Origin of the sequence: Moritella sp. (assembly GCF_013215705.1) — a bacterium.
GTDB lineage: Bacteria > Pseudomonadota > Gammaproteobacteria > Enterobacterales > Moritellaceae > Moritella.
The window spans coordinates 1-23,993 of sequence record NZ_JABSQR010000022.1 but is presented as its reverse complement, the minus strand read 5'-3'; the positions used below and the strand labels follow the sequence as shown (position 1 = coordinate 23,993).

Sequence of the window (23,993 nt, the reverse complement as noted above, 5' to 3'; positions counted from 1 at the left end):
CACAATACCTTTGGTAAATAACCGAGGGAGTAAGAGAATTTAGATCATCCATTATAAGAATAATTATCATTTGTGCAATAAAGCAGAAGGATAAATAGTGATGGATATACGCATTGGAAAAAAACTCAAGTTATTTATTTGGACACGCTAAACAAAAACCGCCATCACTACGACGATAATACATGCAACAACTGACCCGCTTTACCGACCACTGTTTATCATTTAGTTGCTTGTATAGTGAATCCAAATATTGCGCTGGCATATCCAAGGCGGAAAACCAACGTTGGGCTTGTTGATAGATATCGATAATCGGTTTATGTTGTTGTAGCTTCAACAAATTAATCAAAATAAGGTCAGCTAATAATGGCTCTGTAAGCCTAGAGGTAAACCTAGCGATGGCAGAAAACTGTTGCTGTAATCCATTAAACAAAATAGATAATTCTTGCCCCGCATACGCCACTAATTGCGCTAATTCGCCAGTAACCATGGGGTTTTTCGGTAAAATATAACCCGCGACTAAGCCATTATCATAATATTGGCCGATATGACGTAATGTAGGCACCGCCTGCGTCGTATAAACGCTAATAAAAGCGAGTTGAATTGGCTGCCACAGTAACATGATCCAGCTTTGTGTTAGCCAATATGCTGAACCCGCTTCGGGATGCTCGATTTTCCAATATTGGTATAGTAGCTTAATGACATCTTGATTAGCTTGCTGTAAATGAATATCAGCTTGATCTACAGATCCTACTTCCCCTTTAAGTAATGGGGTTATGGTCTCTGCTGTTTTAAAAAGATAACTATAATCATCTCTGTGCATAATTTTTTCTTTTGTCGCGTTTTTGAACTAAAAACTAAAATAGTTAAATAGTTAAACAAAAAATGATTGGTACTGTTTTGGCGTCACCGCTAAACGTTTTTTAAAGTTTCGTTGTAAATGACTTTGATCTGCAAACCCTAATGCATTAGAAGTATCTATAATAGAGTGCCCAGATTTAAGCAATATCTTCGCACTCTTAATGCGTTCATCTAATTGAAATGCATGCGGTGACAAACCATAGGTCTGTTTAAAAGTACGCAGTAAATGAAAACGACTTAACCCTGACTCTTGAGCTAGATCGGTGAGTGAATGATTAATATAAAGTTGATCGGCAATCATTTCTTTTACTCTGTGGATATGCGTGGGAGCTGATTTTTCTAGATCTTTCGTTAACCAATGCTGCTGCATGTATTCTATCAGTAACGCTTCTGCCGACAGTGCATTAGGTTCGAGTAATAAATTGGTAAATAATAAGTCAAAATTACCATACGCTTGTTGGCTACGTAAATAACGATTGGTAAAAGGAGAGTAATCAATGCTATCTATGCCACTGATCTCAGCTTGCAGTTCTCCCACCCAACCTGTATCAACAAATAACATACGATAAGACCAATCACCTGCAGTTGGGTTACATGAATGGATATCACCTGGGTTAATAGTCACCGTATCACCTTGGCCAATGCGATTGTGCTGATTTAAGTTGTTATAATCAGCAATCCCGGTATCAATCACACCAAATGAAAACTCATCGTGAGTATGTCCCTGATAGCAGGCACTCGATCGTGACGCTTGCCGCATCTCGACAAATGGCAACGCCTTACTTTGTTTGAAGAATACGGTTTTATCCTGCTTCATTGCCTTCATCCTTGTGTTTATCAATTCCAATTGTCGTTATTATCAATTCAACGTACATTAAATTATCATACGACTTACAGGCCAAAGAACATCGAGATAACGCTAATACTTAGTAATAATCCCATTATCATGTTAAATCTTATTTGTCGTGTTCGCGTTGATAAATGGTCTCGAATAACATGTCCCATGGCAGCCCAAGTCGATATGCCAACAAAACATACAGTAAATGATATCGCACTGAATACAAGTAAATAGAATGTGGACTCGGTGTGGACGGACACAAATATACTCACTCCCGACATAGAAACAAGCCAAGCTTTCGGGTTTAACCCCTGAGATAATACACCGTCTATAAATGAAGGGGGTTGTTTGACCCCTGAACTGACTGTTACGTTTAAAGGAACCGATGTGGCAATTTTAAATGACATGTACAGGAGGTAAATACCAGCTAAGTATTTTAAAATGTTAGTTATTTCTGGATATTGTATTAACGATTGGTTCAAACCAAAACCAACCAACAGTACGATCAAAGTGTAAGCGAATGTTGCACCTATTACATGTGGTACGGTACGGAAAAATCCAAAACAAGCCCCTGAGCTTGTCGCAATAATATTAACTGGTCCGGGAGAGATAGCGCCAACTAAGACAAAAATAGCCATCGATAATATAACTGTAATCATAAACACCTCTACATAAATTGATGCTTATAATATACCGTTGGACTAACAGTCAGTATTGAACAAAATTGCTACCCTCTAGTATAATGCATTGCCTAATCACCTTTTGGCATATCAAAACTAATGCCTTGTGCCAAGGGTAACTCACTACCGTAATTAATGGTATTTGTAGTGCGGCGCATGTAACTCTTCCATGCATCGGAACCACTTTCGCGACCACCACCCGTGTCTTTTTCGCCGCCAAACGCACCACCTATTTCCGCACCAGAGGTACCGATATTGACATTGACTAACCCACAGTCAGAGCCGTTTGCACTCATAAATATCTCAGCTTCGGCCATGTCTTTAGTAAAGATCGCGGAAGACAGCCCCTGACTGACACTATTTTGGATAGCGATAGCTTGCTCAAGTGAATCGTAACTGTGCACATAAAGTAACGGTGCAAAAGTTTCTTGCTGAACGATATCAGCTTGAGGGTCGATATCCACAATGGCGGGCGTAATATAAAATCCGTGTTCTTCTTTTTCTTTATTGCTTAAGTTCGAGACTCGTTCACCACCCGTGATCAACTTGCCCCCCTGAGAGATAGCCGTATTGATACTCACTATCATGGAATCAATGGCCTGCTGATTAATCAGTGGACCCATTAAATTCAGGCCATCAAAAGGATCACCAATACTCACTGTGTTATAAATTGCTTCTAGTTTGGTGAGCACTTGATGTTTTAAGCTACTATGCACAATCAATCTACGCAGCGTCGTACACCGTTGTCCGCTTGTCCCCAAGGCAGAGAAGGTGATCGCACGAATTGCTAATTCAAGATCGGCACTCGGGCAAACGATCATGGCATTGTTACCACCAAGCTCTAGCAGTGTACGTCCCAATCTCGCAGCGACACGGCAATTCACCGCTCGGCCCATGGCACATGAGCCAGTCGCTGATACCAACGCAATATCCTTATGATCGACCAATTGTTCAACCTGCGTTTTCTCACCAAACACGATGCTACTGAGTTCCGCATTACCGCCAAATTGTTTAATCGCTGACAATAATAATCGATGGCAAGCCAATGCGCTGAGTGGCGTTTGACTTGATGGTTTCCAAATGATGCTGTTACCGCAAATCAAACTCAGTGTGGCATTCCAAGCCCATACTGCCATGGGGAAATTAAATGCAGTAATGATCACAATAGGGCCAATAGGATGCCATTGCTCCATCATTCTGTGATTTGGTCTTTCGGTGGCAATCGTTAACCCATAAAGTTGTCGCGATAAGCCAACTGCAAAATCACATACGTCAATTAGTTCTTGCACTTCACCTAAACTTTCTTGAAATGGCTTACCCGACTCAAGGCTAATAATGGTCGCTAATTGATGTTTCGCTGCACGGGCTTTTTCGGCAAACAGTCTGACTAACTCACCTCGTTGCGGCGCAGGCACACTACGCCAATGATAAAACTCAGTTTTTGCACTGTTGATCACGTTTTCAATCACATCGGGTTGTGCATGACTGATGGAAACAAATTTCTGACCATCATTCGGGCTAATCACATCTACTTTAGTCTCACTATCAAAGCACTGGTCCCCCAGATACGCACTACCATAGTGTTTATCGAGAGCATAAAAATCGCCAAGAACGGTTTTCAAAATTGCTTCATGCATGTGATTATCCTCGTCATTACCGTTAAATACTTAATTCCGCGTCTCGATAAGCTTTGGCAAACTCATTGGCTAAAAAATCGTCAATGTCTAACGTCTCTTGCTCAACAAAACCCTGCCTTTGCTCACTGCTGTTTAAAATTAAATCAACCGTAGTTACTGCCGCACTCGCTGTAGAGATTTGGATCGCACTTTGCTCTGCAGTATGTCGCAGTAAAAAAGTACGACTACATTGTCTTAATTTTTCGTCGACATAACCCGTTGCCACCACAGAGATCAACACCAGGTCCTGCATTGTGGTCGCCACTGAACTTTCGAATATTTCCATCAACATGTCGCGACGTTTACCCTCTTCCCCTAGCCGTAAGTCATGAAACAAGAATTTCATTAGTTTGCAATGGCCTGGATAACGGATAGTTTTATAAGTCAGTTCTCGTAGTTTTCCGTCCAAGGTATAGCAAAGATTAGCCAGACCACCCGAGGTATTAAACGCCTCGTATTCAACGCCAGAAATAGAAAACACTTCACGACCTTCTAACGGTTCCGTTAAGGTCGGAATATGATTTTTGATGGACTCACAGGGATTGGCATATTCATTAATTAACCCTTCAGTTGACCATGTCAGGTTGTACATCATTTGATTTGATGGATATTCTGGTAAGGCACCAACACGCAATTTAAGACTATCAAGTCGGTCGAAATAAGACCGAAAGCTATAACCTAAAATACCGATAAAACCAGGGGCTAAACCGCACTGCGGCATAAATACCTGCCCCGGCGCTGCAGCGAGTGCGATTTCTTTAATGGCTTGGGTACAACGTACATCTTCGGTTAAATCAAAATAACTACAGCCATTAGCTAAGGCTGCCTGTGCAACGTAAGGATTATCATTGAATGTTAACGCCGAAATGACCGCATCCTGCCCCGCGAGTAAATCATTATAATCTCGCATATCAGGTGACGAATTAGATAATAACTTAGTTGTAAATTGGTCACTAAAATGAGCGACTGCATCGGGGTTGATATCAGCACCCGTAACATCATAATCAGGGTGACTATTGAGGATTTTGGCAATTGCGCCACCAATTCGACCAAGCCCTAAAACAACAATTCGTTTTGCCATTCATAACTCCCTAAGACTGAACTCTAATTAATGCATGAGTACAGTCTATCCCTTTCCATTCTTACGGATAAAAAGCGACTAACACCTAATTTTCGTTATCGGGAGTAGTACTCCCAAGTATGGATTTCATATTAGTCGATTCAAATATTTTATCTGCACTCAGCGGTACAAAACCTTGGTATAACGCGCCATTCTCTTGGTTAAACCGCTGTGCAAATTCGTAATAACAACTGCTAATGGCTTGTTCGCCAGCATCATTAAAATTGACAATGCAAGTATCTGCCATGGTTGATGCTTGAATTAATAAATCCGAGGGTGCGCCTTTGATCACCCCACCGGCCTCATTCAATTGATAACCTTGTTGCTGTAATAACGCCACGACGTCTGTCAATTCAGGGGTACTTTTTAAGTGATTTACAAAGATGGTAAAATGGTTAGCACGTAATCCCCAGACTGATAACCAAGCGGCGTACTCGGACTCTGACGCTAAGGTTTGATAGTCTGCATAGCTGGGTAATTGCCATAACCGACCGGCACTTAATAAGGGAATAAGTCCTCTGCTCGATTGTTCAAGTAAGGGAGACTTTAATGTCGCTTTTGCCTGTTCGATAATATCTTGAATAATGACCTGAGAAGCGTCGGATAAAGACTGCCAACGCAACTCACTAATGAATATTTTGGTCGGTGACTTATCATGAACATAACAACGCGCATCTAATTTTTTAACATCAAATTGGTAAGAATCAAGATGCCGATAACCGAGCGCTAATACCTCATCTTCTAATATATCTATGCCAATATGCGAGTCGGCGAAGGTACGAAAAGCAACGTGATCATTCACTAATTCTTCACCACGACGTTCAAACAGCTGATGTATATCGACTGCTTGTGGGCTAATGACACTGTACTGCTGCCAAAGTTTGGTAAAAAATGTATCTAAAACAGACATGGGTTATCTCCTTAATTGCATTGCTGTTTTCAGAGATTATTAATACTAAGATAGGTGATGAATTCAGGTTTTGCTAGCAGGCGAGATCAAGTGTGAGACTTCAGAGGGTTAAGAACGAATAACTGAGTCATACTCCCACTTAAAACGTAGGGGCGGATGACGCTTAGAATAAACAGCCTACAACGGAAAGTAGACTGTTTTCGCTATCAATATTTTGGACTATCGCAACAGGTCAAGAAATTCAACTGGTGCTGGCGCCTCAAAAGTGAGTCGTTTGCCCGTATTTGGTCGCGTAATACTTAAGCTTAATGCATGCAGTCCCATGCGTGGTCCATCAGTGCCATAACGCGGATCGCCAATCACCGAATGTCCTAACCAGGCCATATGAGCACGGATTTGATGTTGTCGACCCGTCTCGAGTTTAACTTCAAGCAATGTCAGCTCTTTTACAGTGCGCAGCGTTTTAAAATGGGTGACGGCGTTTTTGGCTTCCGAATGTGGGCCAACAATCATCTGATACTTCTCTGGGTCCATTCTCAAGGGCTGGTCAATACGCCCTTTACTTGGTTTAGGGCTACCTTCAACTACCGCAAGGTAGGTTTTTTCGGCCCCTGACCATCCCTCATTCACAGCGTCACGCATCTCACGAGACGTTGCAAACATCAACACACCCGATGTATCACGATCGAGGCGATGAACAGGCCATAAAGCAACAGCGTTTTTTGCATGTGAGAGTTGCTTGCGAAGAATAGCAAGCGCATGCTGCTTGTTTTCATTGGCTGATGCCACTGACAACAAGCCTGCAGGTTTGTTAATGACAACAAGATCATTGTCCGAATACAAAATTTCGAGGTGGCGAACACCCAGTTGCGTGTTCTTTCCCGCTGCCCGAACCTCTACATTGTCGCCAACGTTGAGCTCATGGTCATGCTTCATGATTTGCTGATCGTTGACCAGTACGCAACCTGTTTTCAGTCGCTGTTTTATGTTTTTTCGACTCCAGCCTTTTAGCTGAGTATTGAGGAAGAGCAGTAGACCTGAGGCCTCTTTCACTCGTAATCTATCAGACATAGTAAGTTATTCTCCAACCAGCTTGTTCCAGTAATGCTTTAAACATAATGATCATCACTTAACATTTATATAGTAGACGTCTCGATTTGATAAAACGAACCGTCCTGTAAATTATTTTTTAATCTTGTAAGTTATATATTGAAGTAACTTGGGGATATACAAGACTAATTATGAGCCTGAGTATATTGATATTAATTTTCAGCACAAGATAAACCGGAGTGTTTGTCCAGAATACTAATCACTCTGTATAAAACAATCCCATTAAGCATCATTAAATACCATGAATACAACTAAATACCATCGACTACCATTAAGTATTATTATGGAAGAAGAAAGATTTAAACCCTGCATCAATCATTAGATTGCAACATACCCCCAAATATCAGGCTTTATGAAATAAAATATCAAAATATATTCTTAGGTAGAATTTTAACCTAATATGGTGCCTTTATTATGCGTAAATTAAACATATAATGATGCATTTAATGACCAATTACTACGCCATAAAAACCGTTATCAACTTGGCATTCATCCAACACATTGAAGCCTAAATCAATGACTTAGACCTCTTGGAACATTGTAGAAAACAAACTGGTCTAACCACACCTAACATGCTGTTTTTGATAATGATACCCTTCCATTTAACTGTATTAAATGATATGCACATATGAAATAACAAGCATGTGCATAGTCTTTGTAGGCTTTTTTGTTTTAGTAAAATACGGTGACAGATATTACGCATCCAGCACACGCCCTTATTCGCTTGCAATTTAACGTTCTAAATTAGTCACATCATGGAGCCTTAATTACACTTAAAGTGCGTTAGAGGGTCTCTGAGGGCTTTTAGCGCGTTGATTTTATATGACGGATGATGTATAAGTAAGCCGCCGAGTCTTTGCTTATGCGAATAGTTTCCGTGCAGAGTCAAGAAATAAGACATGCTATTGCTTTATTCCACGCATTTCAATTCTCGCCATAATCATAACCCCAAGGAGACCTATGTTAGACCCAGTGTTTTATCAATTCTCAACAAGTACTACCCTTATTCTCTTAATTGGCTTTTACGGCCTTACCTTTCTGTTCTCAACCTTAGCTTCAAAAAAATCGAGCAGTGTCGATGGCTATATGGTTGCCAATGGCGCAGTAGGATTTGGCATAGCAGCAGCAAGTATGACGGCTACCTGGATTTGGGCTGCATCTTTTTACGGCGCGGCAAGCTCAGGCTACCAATATGGTTTATCCGGTGCCATGCACTACGGATTCTGGGGAGCTCTAATGATATTATTTATCTATCCCTACGGACAACGCTTCCGTGAACTCGCCCCTAGAGCACGTACTTTAGCTGAAATAATGCAAGCAAGACACGGTTCTTCAAGTCAGCTGATCTTAGCCGTTTCAAACTTAGTGGGTAGTGTTATAAGCCTAATGGTTAACTTCACCGCTGCAGGCGCATTGGTATCGGTGTTAACACCATTATCTTTCGAAGTTGGCGTAGTAATAGCTGGTATTGGCGTTTTATCTTATACTTTATGGTCAGGTTTCAGAGCTTCAATCTTAACCGATTTCGCACAAGTTGTGGCCATGATGCTCGTCGCTATTGTGTTAATCCCTTGGATTTATTTCAACATGGGCGGATCAGAGGCGCTTTCACAAGGCTTCAGTATAATCACCGCTGAACAAGCCGACTTTTTCTCGACTAAAGCAATTTTAGAGCAAGGCGCACCATTCTTTGTAGCCGTTCTAGCCTACGGCATCGGTAATCAAACAATTGCCCAACGACTTTTTGCGGTACGCCAAGACCTCATTAAATCGTCATTTATTACGGCGACACTAGGCTACGGTTCAATCGTTATCGGTTTGGGTATGCTTGGTATGATGGCTCTGCTTATGGGCATGACGCCTCATGAAGGCGACCTGAACAACCTGATCCCGCAAGTAGCTTCAGCCTACCTACCGCCATTTGCAATAGGTATGCTGTTTATCTTAGTTATTGGCTCTTTGTCATCGACAGCTGATTCAGATCTCTCTGCACTTTCTGCCATTGTCATGACTGATATCTACGCTAAAAACTTAGCCAAAGGTAAAATCGACAATAAGAAAATGCTGTTACTGGGTCGTATAACCATGATTGTCGCGACAGCCCTTGGTTTAATCCTCGCTAGTTTCTCGCTCGACATTCTAGTCATGCTGGTATTTGTTGGTGCATTATGGGGTACGCTTGTTTTCCCTGTTATCGCTAGCTGTTATTGGGACAGAGTGACCAACCGCGCTTTCTTAAGTGCTGTACTCGGTGGCTTAATTCTATTTTGCTTGGTGCGTTTTGAATGGTTCGCACTCGTCGGGATTTGGGCTTACAGCCTAGAATTTATTGCTGCTGTCGGTGGTGGTACTGTGATTGGCTTAATGTTCTTTGGCTTTACAAATCGCAACGTGGCGCTTATCGCTGGTTCAATCGTAGGTGTGTTATGCGCGTTCTATTTCCACGATTTCTTACGTGACTACACTGTGCTACTTGGTTCTCTGGTTGCCTACGGTACAAGTACCATGATTTGTACTGCGGTTAGTCTCACAAGTAATGAACGATTTGACTTTGCGCTGATCCATGAACGCGTTCAACATTTTGATGATTAACCACTATTTTATAATTAAGCCTAGGAGCACAACATGATGTTATCCCTCTATATTTTAATATGGCCAGTAATTTCAGCGGCAGTGCTGTTCGTCATCGTCAGAGCTTTTGTTAAAGACTTGGCAGAAGCCAAACGCGAAGACCGTGATATAGTTTAAACAATAAAATGCAGAAAAGACTCACACTGCTCAATGGCTAAAAGTCACTGAGTAGTGTGTGGTAAAAACAAAACACCCATGTGAATAGAGCATTCTCATGGGTGTTTTTCATTCTATTTTTTCTGCGCACTGACTCCCATCAGATGCTCGACCTTTACTATGTTCTTAAAGCCCGCTGCTTTTAACCGACGGATGACGCCGTCAACAAAGCTGCTGCCCTTCTTTATTATGTGTGGATTTCCGGTGTAATGAAATAGCTGTCCGTCTCTGCGCAGCACCCGGTAGATCTGTCGGTAGAACTCTTCGCTATAGAGCTCACCTGCAAGGGAAAAGCGCGGTGGATCGTGAATGACCGAATCAAAAGAAGCCGCATCCATGGTCTGTATCAGCTCATAGCTACTGCCCTGACGTTGCACTATCCCCTTGTTCCCCAAATCGTTTGACCAAGGGTTTTGCGCACGTAGCCCCATTACCTCTGGGCTCAACTCGATAGTGAGTACCTCGCTTGCGCCTAGTCGGTGGGCAGCAATAGCCGCATAGCCTAGTCCGCTACAGCAATCCAGTACCTTATCACCCTTGCGTACAGCCTTTTGAGCCATCTCGGAAGCACTAACAAAAGGATCTGTTCCCTTGGATATGTGCATCTTGACGCCACTAATTTCTAGCAGAGGTGATCCTGCAGTGGGTGCAAGTTTATAGTAGCCACGGCTGCGGTCTTCAAGCGGAACCATATCGCCATCGCTACAGAGGTAGATCCTCTGCGTCTTCTTGACGATTTTTTTGAGTTCGTCAATAGAAAGTCGATTGTCTTCGTCGAGCACAAGGCTCTGGTCATTTAAGGAGAAGTCCTGCTCAGAAATATTCAGATCAACAGAGATCCGCACGCAAGACTGTCCTTTGGCGATAGCCTCCAGCGCCTGTTTGGCATTTGTTGTATGAAGGTAGTAATTGGGCATATAGTTCGTCTATCTAGTTAAAAATACTGACTCTACTATACACCGTCAACGTTAGAGGGCTTACTTAAATAATGATATTCCTCCGAAAAAATCAACATCATCGACTATTAATTAACTGATGATTGCTCACAGCCGAGAATAGCGAGGCTGAGATGCCTTTGGCTTATCTTGCAGCATGTGTTGACGACAGGATTACAACGAGCAGCACTGATGCTCGGCAAGGCTAGGAGCAACTTGTCATCCATTAATTTCACTAAACTCAGCTCGCTTTATTATTGAAGGAACTATCAATTTATGTATTGGCTCTACAACCAGCATATATGTCTTTCCAAGCGCGTTATGAACATGGACAACTGTAGATATTGTAATAAACTCACTATCATTAATATCTTTAAAAACAGATACCTTCACATCTAAGTGTTTATCTGAATCACCTAAAACAATTTCATTATCGCTCAGTGATAATATAGTAAATATCCCTACTCGATCACCAACTCGGTAATTATTAATTGGCTTTCCTTCATCCACAGCACCTAGATGTCCAAGGTTTTTTAGACCCAGTGCTGATACTAATTTGTTTCGCGCTGCCATTAAAAAGTTTACCCAAGCAGGCACAGTTGAAACATGCGCTAACCAAATTTGAAGTGATGTTCTTTCCCTATATCTTGTAGGAAAACAATAAGCATCAAAATAGTAAGCGCCACTCAAACTTTTCGATATTTGGCTACTGTTTGGAACATTACATTTCTCGATTTTAGCTTTCATAGTTGCACATTCGTCCCTTGATACCAACGTTCTAATAAGCGTTGCGAACCTGATTTTATGGGCTTGTTATATTGCCCACTCAACAGCTTTCTTAGCATGAATATATGTTGTATCTAAAAGAATTATGTCTGTATCACTTTGATCAACCAACATTCCAATTTCAGTACAACCAAGAATTACCGCCTCAGCGCCTTGATTCGCTAATGATTCAATAATTCGTAAGTATTCAGCTTTAGAACCAGGAAGTGAATTACCTAAGCAAAGCTCTTTATAAATAACATTATGAACAATGTTTCTATCTGCTTCATTAGGAATCAAAACAGTTAAGCCATGATCTTCCGTTAAACGCCCTTTATAGAAGTCTTGTTCCATCGTAAAAGCGGTCCCCAGTAAACCTACCGTTTTAATTCCTTTTTCCGCAAGAACGGCAGCGGTAGCATCGGCAATATGCAGTAAGGGAATATCGATAGCGTTTTCTATTTGAGGGGCGACTTTATGCATTGTATTTGTACATATTAATAAGACATCTGCACCTGCAGCTTGAATTTTCTTAGCCCCATCAATCAGGATTTTTGCAGTACCATCCCAATCGCCACTATGTTGTAATTTCTCAATCGGATCGAAATCAACACTATACATAGCAATTTTTGCAGAATGTAAACCGCCAAGTGACTCTTTGATACCTTTATTGATTGCTTGATAGTATCCAACTGTACTTTCCCAACTCATGCCACCTAAAAGACCAATTGTTTTCATAGAACCTCACAGAATGAACTTGCAACGCTTAAAGCATGGGCGCGACTTTTCGCGTCTAATGCCTTTACTTGTTAGCCGCAGATTGACTGCGACATTATTTTTGATTGGGTGTGAAACCCAAGATTTTTATAGAAGCCCTGTGCTTTGTCATTGAACTCCATCACCTCAAGTCTTATTTCTTTAGCACCAGAGGATAATGCCCATTTTTTGCACTCGAGCATCAGACTTTTCCCTAACCCTGAATCTCTATGATATTGGTCAATTACAATTGTACCAACCCGGCAAATTGGCTCTTTGCTGAGGAATGGAATTACTTCATTTTGTGAAATTGTTGCGGTAAGAAAGCCAGTAACCTTTTTGTCGATGGTTGAGACAAGAAATAGCCTTTCCTGATCATTCAAAGCCTGCAGAAGAAATTGTCTCTCTTCTTCTGAAGGCTTGCAAAATACAGACGGAGCATTTTCAAAATGAAACTCACCAATTTGCTTATTTAAATCAACCAATCCATCTAGATCATCAATTGTTGCCTTTCTGATATTCATTGATACTTCCTTACAAATTTAATGCTAAAGCTGACTGTTTTTTGTCCTTTTGTTTATGCGTTTGTTAGTTGCGTTTCAACACAGGCAAAACTTCAGCCATTTCACTATCCAACATTTCTAATACATTATCAAAACCATACTTGGGCTGCCAACTTAACTCTATCTGTGCTCGCGAAGAATCATAGATACGGTCAAGGCTAGTCGGAAGTGCCCACCCTCTTTGCTCAAAATTTTGAGCCACACTCGGAAGTTGCTCTTTGATCACTTTATCGGCCTCTTGATAAAGACGCTGACAATCCAATTGGCTAAATGGAGTTTTACCCGAAATAATGAAGCGGTTAAAACCATTTAAGCGCTTCTCAATTGCGCACAAATGAGCATTTGCTACGTCACGAGAATCTATACCTCGAGTTAGACGATAAATGCCCATAAGATCGGCTGGCTCAGGGAAACAACGAGACATTTGCAAAACGGTTACTGGCAAGTTGAATAAAGTTGATATTTCTTTCAACTTACTCTCAGCCTGTACTTTACTGTAATGATATATGGACTTAGGTTTTGGAATAACCAGCTCATTCACCCAACCCGCCGTTCCCTGTGGCGTGGATGCATAACCATACAATGCGGTTGTACTGGTAAATACAAAGTGCTTAATACCACTTTTAATACCTTGCAGTGCTAACTGTTCAGTGGCATCTACATTGATACTTTGGAATTCTGAATCACTGAGTAAACCGACATGAGGAGCATGAAGAGCGGCTGTATGAACCACAATGTCGACGTCTTTTAGTGCCTTAGCCATGAAATCAGTATCACGGATATCACCAATAAAATCGGTCGTGGAGCATGGCGTTCTATCTACACCTACTACATCATGAGTTCTCATTAACTTGATATATATGGCACGTCCAACTCTACCCGCGGAACCAGTTACTAATACTCTCATCACCTACGCCTTATTAAAGTTAAAGCTAAAGCTAAAAGCAGCTAACGCCAAGCACACCTGCGAAGTAAACTGGCGGTTTTTGTGCTGCTGATTGTTAGGCTGATAATACAAAGATACTTACCCAACTACTAATACCAATAAACCAAACAATAGACCTAAGTGTTGCCTTATCTGTGATATAAAAAATACCATGCAAAAGCCTACATATAACAAAAAGTAACGCTAATGCATCCAATGTATTTTGTTCGACATTTGAAACTACACTACCAATAATTACTGCAGCTGCAAATGCAGGAAAGGCTTCAAAACTATTAGCCTGAGCCCAATTGGCTCTTTGACCCCACCCTTTTAATTCATTAAGGAAAATCCTTGGCTTATTATTATTAAAACCTGGCTTAGAAGCTTTAGCTATAATTACCCAAATATATGGGATTATTGCAGCAGCTAATACACACCAATATGCAATTGTCATTAACCCTATCCTTTCAATGAAACTAATGAGGCCTAACGCTAAGCTAATCGGAAAAATACAGTTAAGCTAAACAGCGCCAGCCAACTGCATTATCCCTTTAAGCGCCCGGTTGAACGAAGCCGCTGCATGGCAGAGTAAACAAGCCTGTATTCATACACAACAACAGCAACGATTTAATCTTCTTTATGAACAACACCTTATCAATTTAACACCGCAAGGTAAACGGCCAACGACCATTGATGGCTATTCTCGTGCTGTTCGACGTATTTCAACTTACTTTGATCGTAATGGCTTACAGTTTGTCGATAGATATAGGCTGGATATTCACTTGATGTCATTAATCGAAGTTCAATCATGATTAATCCTTTAAAAATGAATTAAAAAAACACAATGTTTACCGTGCAACATCATCTGAACATAACTACTTAAACCATTGTTATAAATGCTAAAAAACAAACCACGGCACGGTTCCATGTTTAAAAATTCAAGCACTCAACCAATGGTGTCGCAAAAAGATAAGTTAATAGGCATAAAAAGCTATTCCGCCATAGCACCTCGCTTATTAAGATAAAATATAAGCTGCCCCCTCAATACACCACTAGGAGTGTTAATATGAACTTATTGTCTAGCGCCCGTATTATGAAGCATATTTTTCAATACCGATTACACTGGAATGAAAGAGACACCCACTACCAGTATAAGATTCCAGGTTCGCCAAAATTTATGGGTCCACGGGATGCCGTTAAATTAATTAAAGACAAAGAGACCGTGATTGTTTGTGGGATCGGCGGTAATCAACGTATCTCTATTCTGTCCTGGGCGCTAAGAGAAGTTTTTGAAGAAACACATCACCCACAAAATTTAACGCTAATTACTGCAGCAGGACTTGGCGGTCGAGGTAAAGTGCCAGGCACTCTTGAAGAGTGGGCTGTAGAAGGTTTAGTCAGTGAGGTTATATGTTCTCATTTTGAAACCTATCGAGCAATAATGGAGATGGCTGAAGAAGGCAAGCTTGCCGTGCATTGTATCCCGTTGGGCATTATGGCCGCGTTGGTAAAAGCCGCAGTAAAAGGCGAACAAAGTGTGACCTCAACCACAGGAGTCGGCACCTTTTGCGATCCGCGTGTTGACTGCGGTTCTGAAGTATTTATTCCTAAGCGTTATTCTCCCGACATCAATAACAGATTCTCGAAAGGTTTGATCACCGTTGACGGTGACAAATTGCGCTATCAAATGCCTAAGATTGATGTGGCCATGATTAACGCACCTGCGGCTGATGCTGAAGGTAATATTTATATTGAAAACTGTTCCACAATCTGTGAGTCAAAAGAGGCAGCGTTAGCGACTAAGAAAAACGGCGGCAAAGTAATTGTGAATATCGGTAAACTCATCGAGAAAAAACCTGACCAGATATTTCTAACTGCCGACCAGGTAGATGCCATCGTTTACTACCCTGAAACAGAACAAACTTGCTCAAGACGTCATGACGATCCGATGTTGTGTTTGACTGATCATTTTGAAGGGGACGTAGAAAGTGGTTTGGAAACGGTTAGGTTGATGAACAAGTTAGGTGGTATTACGCCTAAGCGTAGTAAATCACAAATGTGTATTGCAGAAGAATGCGCGGACTTAATGCAGCAATATGTAGCCCCAAAAAGTTATGTCAATATTGGTATCGGCTTACCCGAGCTGATTTGCGATACCCTGCAGAAAAAAGGTCTATTATCTAACTATACATTGTTTACCGAAGGCGGCGTGATCGGCGGTGTACCCGCTCCAGGTATGTTCTTTGGTGCCGCGGTTAAACCTGATAAGATCACATCTTCACCTGAAGTGTTTGAATTAGCAAATGAACGTTTGGAAGCCACTGTATTAGGATTTTTACAGATCGATAGCGAAGGTAATGTTAACGCATCCAAACGTGGAGAAGGCGCCCTCAATTACGTAGGACCGGGAGGATTTATTGATCTTAGCTGCGCAGCCAAAACGGTGTTCTTTGTCGGCGCGTGGATGGCAAAAGGTGAAGTGCATACCAGCCATGGCGTGACTGAAATTAAAAAACGCGGAATACCAAAGTTTGTCGATAAGGTAGAGCAAATCACATTTAGTGGTCAACAGGCATTAAAAGCAGGCCAGAATGTGTTCTACATTACAGATGTGGGTACGTTCAAACTAACCAACGAAGGTATGACTCTAATCAAAATACGTGAAGGTATTGATTTACAGAAAGATATTCTGGACTATTCACCGATGAAGATTATAGTGCCGCATTAACCGAGTAGCGCAGCATAGACCCTTTCCACTGCATTCCTAGTGTGAAAGGGTTAACTATTTATTTCGATAATGTAGCGGACAACATCCAAACCAGTGCTTAAATGCGCGTGTAAAATTAGGTGGATCACTATAGCCCAGCTCTAGAGCGATCTCCACGATGGTCATATTCGTTTGCAATAAAAGATGCTGTGATCTTTCCTTTCTGATGTCTTCAATCAGCTGCCGAAAACCGTAACCTTCGATTTTGAGTGCCCGCTGAAGGCTTCGAGTTGATTGAAGGTAAGATGCCGCAACATCTTCCAAGCTTGGCATTTGACCCGATGCTTGCCGTAATGAATCTTTAATTCTTTCGACGGTATTAATCGACTGTTCTGCCCGCACCAGGTTTTTATTACAAATATCGATTAAGGATTCATCACAGTCGACGTCATACTCTGTAACGACGGGTCGGTCTAACCAAGCCTTCGGAAAATGTACTTCATGGTGTTCGGCGTTAAATCTGACACTGTGCGTTAACTGAGTGAAATAATCTTCAAAGTAGTCCGGCTTTGGTTTTGCGAGAAACAGTTTTAACATTGAGGTTGGAAAGTTGAACTTATTCAATTCAGCAATGAATCCACTAATCACCAGATCAATGATGAAACTTTCGGCTTCACCTAGATATACCAAAGGCTTAATTCGAAATACAGCAAGACCGTCCTGTTCTATCAGAGAAACCTCGGTTAAATAAGCTGTCGTTTTGTAATAAAGAATAATCAGTCGTAAGCTATCGCGCAAATTAGCCTGAGAGATAGCCGCATGCCCCATGCTTTGAAATGAATTAGGACCAAGACTTTGACCAAGTAATATACCTAAGCCATTATTTTGGGTAATGCGCTGTGCATATTTAATGAGTTTAATAAACTTACTCGCAGGTATGCGTGTTGATGTGTCCATAACTTCCTGCGCTGTAAGACCGCTTTCGCAGAGAATCATAGACAGCGGTATGGTATGTTTCTCCGTAAGGTACTCAATGAGTAATGCGGGACCTAGGACCGGAATTAATCGTACATTAAGCACTTCATCAACTTTTAACATCTTCTTATTGAGTCCTATGGTAGGTGTTCAGATCATTAAACAAAAAAGTACAATCACAAGGAGCTAGCGTTCAATAAACTAAAGTATTTATTCTTTAGTGTCGATGATGTCGGTATAGAACTTATATCTGAGTAACAAAAATATATTATTTCTCTCATTTACAACCACCTTTCCTTTACATTTTGGACACTTTTACGTTACCCGCGATTTTAGAAATCATAGTATCCATTCTTATCCCATTAAATTAGTACTTCAGCTATCAAGTTGAAACATCATAGTAGAGTGTCGTAAAAAGATAAGTTTATAGGCATATAAAGCTATTCCTTCATCCCTCTCTGCTCGTTAAAGTAAAGTCATGCGTTATGGTTTTAACTCGAAGTAACGTTAACATTTATAACACGGAAAATACTTTTAAAATGGTATCAGGGAGAACTCCGAATGAAATTACCAAATCTACCCAAAGACATTGTTTTCAAGAAAAAAGTCACTCCAACTCCGTCCGCAATACGACGGAATATTTTAGTAAATCCAAAGCTAGATAGCTACGATCATCTCGATGAGAAATCGAGGGAACTGGTTTTAAAAACCATCGAATTTTTTGAAGCGCGCGGCAAAGCAAAAATTAAAGCGGATGAACGCGAATACAAGTGGTACGCTGATTATTTGGACTTCGTAAAAAAAGAAAAACTGTTTTCGACGTTTTTAACACCAGCTGGTTATGGCGATAAAGATTGCCGTTGGGATACTTATAGAAACTGCGCACTTAACGAAATTTTTAGTTTTTATGGACTGTCACACTGGTACTCTTGGCAGGTAACTATATTAGGTTTATTACCAATCTGGATCAGTAAAAACGAAGTAGCTAAAAAACGCGCAGCCAAGCTGCTAAAAGAAGGCGGTATTTTCGCGTTTGGTCTTTCTGAAAAAGAACATGGCGCCGATATCTACTCCAGTGACATGCACTTAACCCGTCAAGAAGACGGTACTTACCTCGCCAATGGCAGTAAGTACTATATTGGTAACGCCAACAAGGCGGCATTAGTATCGACCTTTGGCAAGTTAACCAACACGGATGAATACGTCTTCTTCGTCGTTGAGTCGCAGCACAAAAACTATGAACTCGTCAAAAATATCATTAACTCGCAAAATTATGTAGCGGAATACAAACTAAACGATTATCCAATTCGTGAAGAAGATATTTTAGCTAAAGGCCGTGACGCGTGGGATATGGCGCTGAACACAATTAACGTCGGCAAGTTTAATTTAGGCTGGGGTTCAATCGGTACCAGTACACATGCCTTTTACGAAGCTATTAACCACGCGTCACATCGCCGCCTATTTGATCACTATGTCACTGACTTTGTACATATTAAACAGCTGTTTAATGAATCTTATGCTCGTTTAACCGCGATGAAATTATTTACCCAACGTGGTGTTGACTACGTACGCTGCGCTAGCGCCGATGATCGTCGTTACTTGTTGTTTACACCAATGGTTAAAATGAAAGTAACCACTCAAGGCGAAGAGGTCGTTGACTTACTATGGAATGTGATCGCAGCCAAAGGTGTTGAAAAAGACATGTTCTTCGAAACCGCGTTGAAAGAAATTCGAACGCTGCCTAAGCTTGAAGGAACCGTGCATATCAACATGGCACTGATTCTCAAGTTTATGGGTAATTATTTCTTCAAACCGGCCAAGTACCCTACAATACCGACGATGAGCGCACGAGCTAATGATAGCTTCTTGTTTAATCAAGGTGTGACGAAAGGGTTAAGTCAAACACGCTTCCATGATTATCGCGAGGTATATAACAAGGTAGATCTCCCGAACGTCAACATCTTTAAAAGACAGATCCGTCTGCTGAAGGTACTGCTCCTCGTCGCGAAACCAAGCAAAGAGCAAGCCAAAGATTTTGACTTCTTATTGAATCTTGGTGAACTGTTTACCCTGGTCGTATACGGACATCTGATCTTAGAAAATGCCGAAATCAAAGGTATCGAGAATGATCTTATTGAGCAGATCTTCGATTTCATGGTTCGTGATTTTTCCAAGTTTGCACTGCAGCTAAGCCATAAAAGTTGTACTACGTTGGTTCAACAAACGATTTGCAGTCGCATGATAAAACGTCCAACTGTTGACGAAGAACGCTATAATCGCGTCTGGGAAAATTATACTTATAAAATGAAAGATCAGTACGAAATGAACCCATAACACAGGTTCATAATCCTCTTCGAATAGGCTCATGACTGAGTCTGTTCGCAGGCTCGTCGAGTCCACACCCCAATACTGTTACGTTCCTCACTTGCACATTATTGTCGCCAGTGGCAATTACAATAATACGCACTTGCCTTGTTGCCATTACGAAATGCAATGTGTAAGTATCACGCGAACGACCTAGCCGAAAGGCGTAATACCCAACTTGATGCTGAAAATCGTAGGATAATGATGTTAACGATATGAGTTTGAGGTATTAAATTCTATGGTGAAAACTGGCTAGTTCAACACCCGAATAAGGTGTCGGCTGCGCGACATCTATTCTTGTATGTTATGTTTTAATTTCAAGAAATCGCCATCAATTATTAATAGATGGACGCCTTCTTTAGTAATTGAACGATGAGAGCTAAGGTCGTCTGAAACAATATATGACATGCCCTCACTCAAAATGGACTGAGTACCATCTTTGAGTTCGTTTATAACCTCACCCTTCAAACAGTAAACAATATGCCCTTTTTCACACCAATGGTCAGCTTTATAATTTTCAGAGTATTCTACATATCTTACTCGTAAACCACCGAACTCCATTGTTTGCCAATATGCGATGCCTGTAGTACCAGAATGCTCTGTCTTGGGAAGACTTTTCCAATCAATAGTCTGAAAAGGAATATTGCTATCCATATACATTCTCGCCTCATTTGAAACATAACACCACGTTCAGCGGCGAGTAATAAGATGCTGTTTTCACAGCCTTTTATGTTAGCAAAAAACTGTGTAAACAGTATCGTTTACGACTGTAACTTTTTGTTATATTTGAACTAATAACTACACTAACATCGCTTTTAACACGGATTCATATTCAGCAGGAATTACACGCATTCCTAAAGCTTTAGTTTTATACCAACTAATAAAATCAGAATCAGTTATTGCTAATGGGGGGTCTAATAATTTTAGTTCGCCATCTTTTTCATATTCAACTGTATTTTTATAATCAAATTTTTCGAGCCATTTACCACCTGCTTTTCTAAAGCACTCAGTACACTTGTAGCTATAAGCGAGTTTAAAAACATTTTTTCTACCCACCTTTTCTTTTACAATTACGTAAATATAAGAACCTTCTGCCGCCAATTCTGCTTCATTCTTTTTGCTGGTGTACGAAAATGGTACTTTCCGAACTTCTTTGTATATACTTGTTACAGGACCTTGGTCTTCTGGAAGGTGCCCTACAATATAAGAACTCATAAATCCTCTCTAAAAATATAACGCCGCATTAAGCGGACTAAAAATGTTGGCTACGATTTGTGAAGCACGAACAAAAGCCAACTGTTTTTGTTCCGATTTAAAGCGTTTTTGGAACGAAGCTACTGCGTGGCAGAGTAAAAAACCCTGCGTTAATACTAACCAATAGCATCACCATTATGGTGGTACTTTATTGGGATAATTAGTATGCATTATTCACAACAGCAGCGATTTAATTTTATTTATGTACAACAGCTTATCAATTTAAGGCTGCAAGGTAAACGGCCAGCGACCATTGATGCCTATTCTCGTTCGATTCGATGTATTTCTACTTACTTTGATCATAGTCCTGACGGTTTAACGGTAAGCGGTTAGTTAAGCGACAAAGACATCATCGACACAAGCAATAATACCGTGACATTCAACTATAAAGACGGACAAACTCAAGCAACGAAAACCAGAACCTACCGACGCTGCAATTTCTCTGGCTCATCTTGCAACATGTGCTTCCCAAAGGATTACAGCGAATGCGTATTCAAGCAATATTACTGCATATGTTTAATTGGAAAATACCGTTACTCTCAGTAATAACCCCGAGCAAAGCAATACGCATTTGCCCTTGCTGTCAGCATGAAATGAAGTGCGTTGGGATCACACGAACGACCTAGCCGAAAGGCTTTAATAGAAATAATGGCATTAACGTTACAGATTGGAGAGATTAAGCTCATGGTAAAAACTGGCTAGTTCATTGATAAATAACAGGTCTGTTGTTCATCTATATTTCGCTCGTCTTGGGTGTAACCCCAAGACGAAGTATCCACCAAGATCAAACACGTTATTTACTATATAGAGAAAGGCTTGGACTTGTTCAACACCCGAATAAGGTGTTGGCTGCGCGACACCTATTCTTATTGTTAAGTGCCAACTGCACCACTGTCATTTAATTTTATAAACCTTTCAATATTGCTACACAACTCACTATCGCTTTGATATAAGTCTTGAACAACTGAAAAGTGGTTTTTTCCCGTCGAAAAATACAATTGAACATCATTACCGCTATCCCTTAATTTATCTGCATAGTCGGATGATTGTCGCTTAAATTCGATTGACTCATATTCACCAACAATCAACATTGTTGAGGGAGAATTCAAAGATGCTTCTAAAAGTGGGCTTTGCTCTAAAATAATTTTTTCTGTTAAATTAATTTCCGTTTGTAACCATGAAAATTTAAGTGGTGATAAATCAAATAAGCCACTGATTGCAATACAACCTTTAATAACATCATTAGGCAAATCAAGATCATTCCAATCGCATAATGCCAACATAGCTGCTTGATGACCACCTGCGGAATGCCCACAAACAAAAATTTTCTGGTTATTCCCATTAAACTTATGTGAATTGTTATACGTCCATTCTATGGCTGAACAATTTTGTTTGGTTATCTCAGGAATAGATACCTTGGGACAGAGTGAATAATTAGTCAAGACTACGGTAAATCCCTTTTCTACAAGTCCTTTTGCCACAAAACTAAAGTCTTTACTCGATAAGCTCTTCCAATATCCACCATGTATAAAAACAACCACTGGCGAGTTCATATGACTTGAAGGATAAACATCTAAGATTTCATCTTCAGATGAGCCGTAGGGAATATCCTCGAAGCACTTTAATTCATCGCGAGTTTCTTTGCTACGCGTCAAGTCTTGTTCAATATACATACCCAAATTATCGACACTTAAAACAGCATTATATTCTTCATTAATATCTTTTGATGTTTTGAAACCACGAAACAAATTCATAATTACTTAAGTCCATTGATGATGCTTACAGAGTTCGAGTTCGACATTTAACGCTTTGCTAATAGGTGTGCGTCCTTTGCACATCCTAGTGAGTTTACGAACATATTCAGCAACTTGTTACATTTTGATACGCTGGATAATATAATTACATAAAAAACCCAGCAACATAGGAAAAACAAAAAATATTGACGCAACTAACCCAAAGTAAAAAGACTCAGTCTTACTACTTGTGATAACACCAACCCCCCAAAAATAATCAATACTAAACATAACTAAATACAGAAAAAAAGCTAGCACTAACGACTTAGCTTCTTTAACTATAAAAAATGATATGAGCGATGCTACAACTGAAGAAATAAAAATAACGTAATCAGGGAATATGCCGAAAAAAGGTATGGCTTTCATTAAACCAATCAATGTTATCGAATAAATAATTACCACAGATATCCAATTCATATTATTCCACCACTTCAAGATCAATGTTTATCAGTGACGAAGATATAATATTCAATAATTTATCAGTTCCTTGATCACCAGTTAACCCACCTCCAACATCAATACAACCAGCTGACCCCTTAATACTCCCTCCATGGATGAAGAAGTTATCTCGCCCCCAAGTATTTGTACCCAATTTTGCATAAATTTTAATTCGCCAATCACCCCAATCACCTGGACTATCAGGTCTGAAATTTCGAAGAACATCACCTAAAAGGCTAGGATTACTCATATCTTTAGGTTTTATATAATAATGCCCAATTTTGGTATAGGACCTTTAAAGGAAGCTATTTGGCAAGCCTGAATTGCACTATTTAAACATTCATCTCTACCGCTTGTAGCTGAAAGCGTTAACGAATATGCTGGAGAAGTCAGCATAAGCCTACGCTTTGTGATACTAAATAATAATTTCATTGGATTCCTTTCCTATGTCCCACTTTAATAGCTTGTTGAACGAAGCCGCTGCGCGGCAGAGTCTTTGCCCTACCAGTCATACTAACCAATAGCATCACCATTATGGT

At 40.5% G+C, this 23,993-nt stretch carries 25 protein-coding genes; 6 read left to right on the top strand and 19 right to left on the bottom strand.

Annotation, left to right across the window (positions count from 1 at the left end; genetic code table 11):
- Nucleotides 1–130: 130 nt before the first annotated feature.
- The 7 genes from HRT96_RS14825 to HRT96_RS14795 form a co-directional block, all read right to left on the bottom strand.
- Nucleotides 131–820: a siderophore ferric iron reductase gene (locus HRT96_RS14825; protein WP_293158259.1), complete on the bottom strand. Its 690-nt coding sequence runs from the start codon at nucleotides 818–820 to the stop codon at nucleotides 131–133.
- A gap of 51 nt (nucleotides 821–871) precedes the next feature.
- Nucleotides 872–1,675, bottom strand: coding sequence for an AraC family transcriptional regulator (locus HRT96_RS14820; protein WP_293158256.1), 804 nt, complete (start codon nucleotides 1,673–1,675; stop codon nucleotides 872–874).
- Between the two features lie 74 nt (nucleotides 1,676–1,749).
- Nucleotides 1,750–2,355 carry a LysE family translocator gene (locus HRT96_RS14815; protein WP_293158253.1) on the bottom strand — a complete coding sequence of 202 codons (606 nt, stop codon included), beginning with the start codon at nucleotides 2,353–2,355 and terminating at the stop codon, nucleotides 1,750–1,752.
- A gap of 92 nt (nucleotides 2,356–2,447) precedes the next feature.
- Complete coding sequence (locus HRT96_RS14810; protein ID WP_293158250.1) at nucleotides 2,448–4,013, bottom strand: aldehyde dehydrogenase family protein; 1,566 nt, start codon at nucleotides 4,011–4,013, stop codon at nucleotides 2,448–2,450.
- A 22-nt stretch (nucleotides 4,014–4,035) separates the two neighbouring features.
- Complete coding sequence (locus HRT96_RS14805; protein ID WP_293158247.1) at nucleotides 4,036–5,133, bottom strand: saccharopine dehydrogenase C-terminal domain-containing protein; 1,098 nt, start codon at nucleotides 5,131–5,133, stop codon at nucleotides 4,036–4,038.
- An 85-nt stretch (nucleotides 5,134–5,218) separates the two neighbouring features.
- On the bottom strand, nucleotides 5,219–6,082 hold the full coding sequence (locus HRT96_RS14800; protein WP_293158244.1) for a DUF1338 domain-containing protein: 864 nt from the start codon (nucleotides 6,080–6,082) through the stop codon (nucleotides 5,219–5,221).
- 219 nt (nucleotides 6,083–6,301) lie between these two features.
- On the bottom strand, nucleotides 6,302–7,153 hold the full coding sequence (locus HRT96_RS14795; RefSeq protein WP_293158242.1) for an RluA family pseudouridine synthase: 852 nt from the start codon (nucleotides 7,151–7,153) through the stop codon (nucleotides 6,302–6,304).
- A gap of 999 nt (nucleotides 7,154–8,152) precedes the next feature.
- Here HRT96_RS14795 and HRT96_RS14790 point away from each other — a divergent pair.
- Together HRT96_RS14790 and HRT96_RS14785 are read left to right on the top strand one after the other, a co-directional pair.
- Nucleotides 8,153–9,784: a sodium:solute symporter family protein gene (locus HRT96_RS14790; protein ID WP_293158239.1), complete on the top strand. Its 1,632-nt coding sequence runs from the start codon at nucleotides 8,153–8,155 to the stop codon at nucleotides 9,782–9,784.
- A 33-nt stretch (nucleotides 9,785–9,817) separates the two neighbouring features.
- Nucleotides 9,818–9,940 carry a putative transporter small subunit gene (locus HRT96_RS14785; RefSeq protein WP_043994987.1) on the top strand — a complete coding sequence of 41 codons (123 nt, stop codon included), beginning with the start codon at nucleotides 9,818–9,820 and terminating at the stop codon, nucleotides 9,938–9,940.
- A gap of 113 nt (nucleotides 9,941–10,053) precedes the next feature.
- On the opposite strand, the gene HRT96_RS14780 is transcribed toward HRT96_RS14785, so the two are convergent.
- The 6 genes from HRT96_RS14780 to HRT96_RS14755 form a co-directional block, all read right to left on the bottom strand.
- Complete coding sequence (locus tag HRT96_RS14780; protein ID WP_293158233.1) at nucleotides 10,054–10,896, bottom strand: methyltransferase domain-containing protein; 843 nt, start codon at nucleotides 10,894–10,896, stop codon at nucleotides 10,054–10,056.
- A gap of 237 nt (nucleotides 10,897–11,133) precedes the next feature.
- Nucleotides 11,134–11,661: a DUF2867 domain-containing protein gene (locus HRT96_RS14775; protein ID WP_112712449.1), complete on the bottom strand. Its 528-nt coding sequence runs from the start codon at nucleotides 11,659–11,661 to the stop codon at nucleotides 11,134–11,136.
- A gap of 66 nt (nucleotides 11,662–11,727) precedes the next feature.
- The gene (locus HRT96_RS14770; protein WP_293158228.1) at nucleotides 11,728–12,417 is read right to left on the bottom strand and encodes an aspartate/glutamate racemase family protein; all 690 of its coding nucleotides are present in this window, start codon (nucleotides 12,415–12,417) and stop codon (nucleotides 11,728–11,730) included.
- Nucleotides 12,418–12,488: 71 nt separating this feature from the next.
- Entirely contained in the window at nucleotides 12,489–12,959 is a 471-nt protein-coding gene (locus HRT96_RS14765) for a GNAT family N-acetyltransferase (RefSeq protein ID WP_293158226.1), read from the bottom strand.
- A 64-nt stretch (nucleotides 12,960–13,023) separates the two neighbouring features.
- Nucleotides 13,024–13,905 carry an NAD(P)-dependent oxidoreductase gene (locus tag HRT96_RS14760; protein WP_293158223.1) on the bottom strand — a complete coding sequence of 294 codons (882 nt, stop codon included), beginning with the start codon at nucleotides 13,903–13,905 and terminating at the stop codon, nucleotides 13,024–13,026.
- A 94-nt stretch (nucleotides 13,906–13,999) separates the two neighbouring features.
- A complete protein-coding gene (locus HRT96_RS14755) occupies nucleotides 14,000–14,377 on the bottom strand; it encodes an MAPEG family protein (RefSeq protein ID WP_293140851.1) in 378 nt (125 codons plus the stop codon).
- A 109-nt stretch (nucleotides 14,378–14,486) separates the two neighbouring features.
- Here HRT96_RS14755 and HRT96_RS14750 point away from each other — a divergent pair, with 109 nt between their 5' ends.
- Nucleotides 14,487–14,735, top strand: a complete 249-nt coding sequence (locus HRT96_RS14750) for a hypothetical protein (protein WP_293158220.1) — start codon at nucleotides 14,487–14,489, stop codon at nucleotides 14,733–14,735.
- 254 nt (nucleotides 14,736–14,989) lie between these two features.
- Nucleotides 14,990–16,651, top strand: a complete 1,662-nt coding sequence (locus HRT96_RS14745; protein WP_293158217.1) for a CoA-transferase — start codon at nucleotides 14,990–14,992, stop codon at nucleotides 16,649–16,651.
- Between the two features lie 54 nt (nucleotides 16,652–16,705).
- Here the strand turns inward: HRT96_RS14745 and HRT96_RS14740 are convergent, their stop codons facing one another.
- Entirely contained in the window at nucleotides 16,706–17,626 is a 921-nt protein-coding gene (locus tag HRT96_RS14740) for an AraC family transcriptional regulator (protein ID WP_293158415.1), read from the bottom strand.
- Between the two features lie 540 nt (nucleotides 17,627–18,166).
- Here HRT96_RS14740 and HRT96_RS14735 point away from each other — a divergent pair.
- Nucleotides 18,167–19,939 carry an acyl-CoA dehydrogenase family protein gene (locus HRT96_RS14735; protein ID WP_293158214.1) on the top strand — a complete coding sequence of 591 codons (1,773 nt, stop codon included), beginning with the start codon at nucleotides 18,167–18,169 and terminating at the stop codon, nucleotides 19,937–19,939.
- A 321-nt stretch (nucleotides 19,940–20,260) separates the two neighbouring features.
- Here HRT96_RS14735 and HRT96_RS14730 read toward each other — a convergent pair whose 3' ends face one another.
- Entirely contained in the window at nucleotides 20,261–20,623 is a 363-nt protein-coding gene (locus HRT96_RS14730; protein WP_293158211.1) for a DHCW motif cupin fold protein, read from the bottom strand.
- A 144-nt stretch (nucleotides 20,624–20,767) separates the two neighbouring features.
- Entirely contained in the window at nucleotides 20,768–21,184 is a 417-nt protein-coding gene (locus HRT96_RS14725) for a hypothetical protein (protein ID WP_293158208.1), read from the bottom strand.
- Nucleotides 21,185–21,388: 204 nt separating this feature from the next.
- Here HRT96_RS14725 and HRT96_RS14720 point away from each other — a divergent pair, with 204 nt between their 5' ends.
- Complete coding sequence (locus HRT96_RS14720) at nucleotides 21,389–21,556, top strand: hypothetical protein (protein WP_293158205.1); 168 nt, start codon at nucleotides 21,389–21,391, stop codon at nucleotides 21,554–21,556.
- A gap of 539 nt (nucleotides 21,557–22,095) precedes the next feature.
- On the opposite strand, the gene HRT96_RS14715 is transcribed toward HRT96_RS14720, so the two are convergent.
- From HRT96_RS14715 to HRT96_RS14705, 3 genes are all read right to left on the bottom strand, one after another.
- The gene (locus HRT96_RS14715; protein WP_067042052.1) at nucleotides 22,096–22,977 is read right to left on the bottom strand and encodes an alpha/beta hydrolase; all 882 of its coding nucleotides are present in this window, start codon (nucleotides 22,975–22,977) and stop codon (nucleotides 22,096–22,098) included.
- A gap of 117 nt (nucleotides 22,978–23,094) precedes the next feature.
- Nucleotides 23,095–23,433, bottom strand: coding sequence for a hypothetical protein (locus HRT96_RS14710; protein ID WP_293158201.1), 339 nt, complete (start codon nucleotides 23,431–23,433; stop codon nucleotides 23,095–23,097).
- Nucleotide 23,434: 1 nt separating this feature from the next.
- Nucleotides 23,435–23,704, bottom strand: coding sequence for a hypothetical protein (locus HRT96_RS14705; protein ID WP_293158198.1), 270 nt, complete (start codon nucleotides 23,702–23,704; stop codon nucleotides 23,435–23,437).
- Nucleotides 23,705–23,993: the final 289 nt, after the last annotated feature.

Excerpts from the sequence above, each read along its gene's own strand:
- HRT96_RS14705 (WP_293158198.1), bottom strand. The coding sequence starts at position 23,704 with ATGAGTAATCCTAGCCTTTTAGGTGATGTTCTTCGAAATTTCAGACCT.
- HRT96_RS14760 (WP_293158223.1), bottom strand. The coding sequence starts at position 13,905 with ATGAGAGTATTAGTAACTGGTTCCGCGGGTAGAGTTGGACGTGCCATA.
- HRT96_RS14770 (WP_293158228.1), bottom strand. The coding sequence starts at position 12,417 with ATGAAAACAATTGGTCTTTTAGGTGGCATGAGTTGGGAAAGTACAGTT.
- HRT96_RS14715 (WP_067042052.1), bottom strand. The coding sequence starts at position 22,977 with ATGAATTTGTTTCGTGGTTTCAAAACATCAAAAGATATTAATGAAGAA.
- HRT96_RS14790 (WP_293158239.1), top strand. The coding sequence starts at position 8,153 with ATGTTAGACCCAGTGTTTTATCAATTCTCAACAAGTACTACCCTTATT.
- HRT96_RS14780 (WP_293158233.1), bottom strand. The coding sequence starts at position 10,896 with ATGCCCAATTACTACCTTCATACAACAAATGCCAAACAGGCGCTGGAG.
- HRT96_RS14810 (WP_293158250.1), bottom strand. The coding sequence starts at position 4,013 with ATGCATGAAGCAATTTTGAAAACCGTTCTTGGCGATTTTTATGCTCTC.
- HRT96_RS14730 (WP_293158211.1), bottom strand. The coding sequence starts at position 20,623 with ATGGATAGCAATATTCCTTTTCAGACTATTGATTGGAAAAGTCTTCCC.
- HRT96_RS14825 (WP_293158259.1), bottom strand. The coding sequence starts at position 820 with ATGCACAGAGATGATTATAGTTATCTTTTTAAAACAGCAGAGACCATA.
- HRT96_RS14755 (WP_293140851.1), bottom strand. The coding sequence starts at position 14,377 with ATGACAATTGCATATTGGTGTGTATTAGCTGCTGCAATAATCCCATAT.
- HRT96_RS14795 (WP_293158242.1), bottom strand. The coding sequence starts at position 7,153 with ATGTCTGATAGATTACGAGTGAAAGAGGCCTCAGGTCTACTGCTCTTC.
- HRT96_RS14820 (WP_293158256.1), bottom strand. The coding sequence starts at position 1,675 with ATGAAGCAGGATAAAACCGTATTCTTCAAACAAAGTAAGGCGTTGCCA.
- HRT96_RS14720 (WP_293158205.1), top strand. The coding sequence starts at position 21,389 with ATGCATTATTCACAACAGCAGCGATTTAATTTTATTTATGTACAACAG.
- HRT96_RS14745 (WP_293158217.1), top strand. The coding sequence starts at position 14,990 with ATGAACTTATTGTCTAGCGCCCGTATTATGAAGCATATTTTTCAATAC.
- HRT96_RS14710 (WP_293158201.1), bottom strand. The coding sequence starts at position 23,433 with ATGAATTGGATATCTGTGGTAATTATTTATTCGATAACATTGATTGGT.
- HRT96_RS14765 (WP_293158226.1), bottom strand. The coding sequence starts at position 12,959 with ATGAATATCAGAAAGGCAACAATTGATGATCTAGATGGATTGGTTGAT.
- HRT96_RS14740 (WP_293158415.1), bottom strand. The coding sequence starts at position 17,626 with ATGATTCTCTGCGAAAGCGGTCTTACAGCGCAGGAAGTTATGGACACA.
- HRT96_RS14805 (WP_293158247.1), bottom strand. The coding sequence starts at position 5,133 with ATGGCAAAACGAATTGTTGTTTTAGGGCTTGGTCGAATTGGTGGCGCA.
- HRT96_RS14735 (WP_293158214.1), top strand. The coding sequence starts at position 18,167 with ATGAAATTACCAAATCTACCCAAAGACATTGTTTTCAAGAAAAAAGTC.
- HRT96_RS14800 (WP_293158244.1), bottom strand. The coding sequence starts at position 6,082 with ATGTCTGTTTTAGATACATTTTTTACCAAACTTTGGCAGCAGTACAGT.
- HRT96_RS14775 (WP_112712449.1), bottom strand. The coding sequence starts at position 11,661 with ATGAAAGCTAAAATCGAGAAATGTAATGTTCCAAACAGTAGCCAAATA.
- HRT96_RS14785 (WP_043994987.1), top strand. The coding sequence starts at position 9,818 with ATGATGTTATCCCTCTATATTTTAATATGGCCAGTAATTTCAGCGGCA.
- HRT96_RS14725 (WP_293158208.1), bottom strand. The coding sequence starts at position 21,184 with ATGAGTTCTTATATTGTAGGGCACCTTCCAGAAGACCAAGGTCCTGTA.
- HRT96_RS14815 (WP_293158253.1), bottom strand. The coding sequence starts at position 2,355 with ATGATTACAGTTATATTATCGATGGCTATTTTTGTCTTAGTTGGCGCT.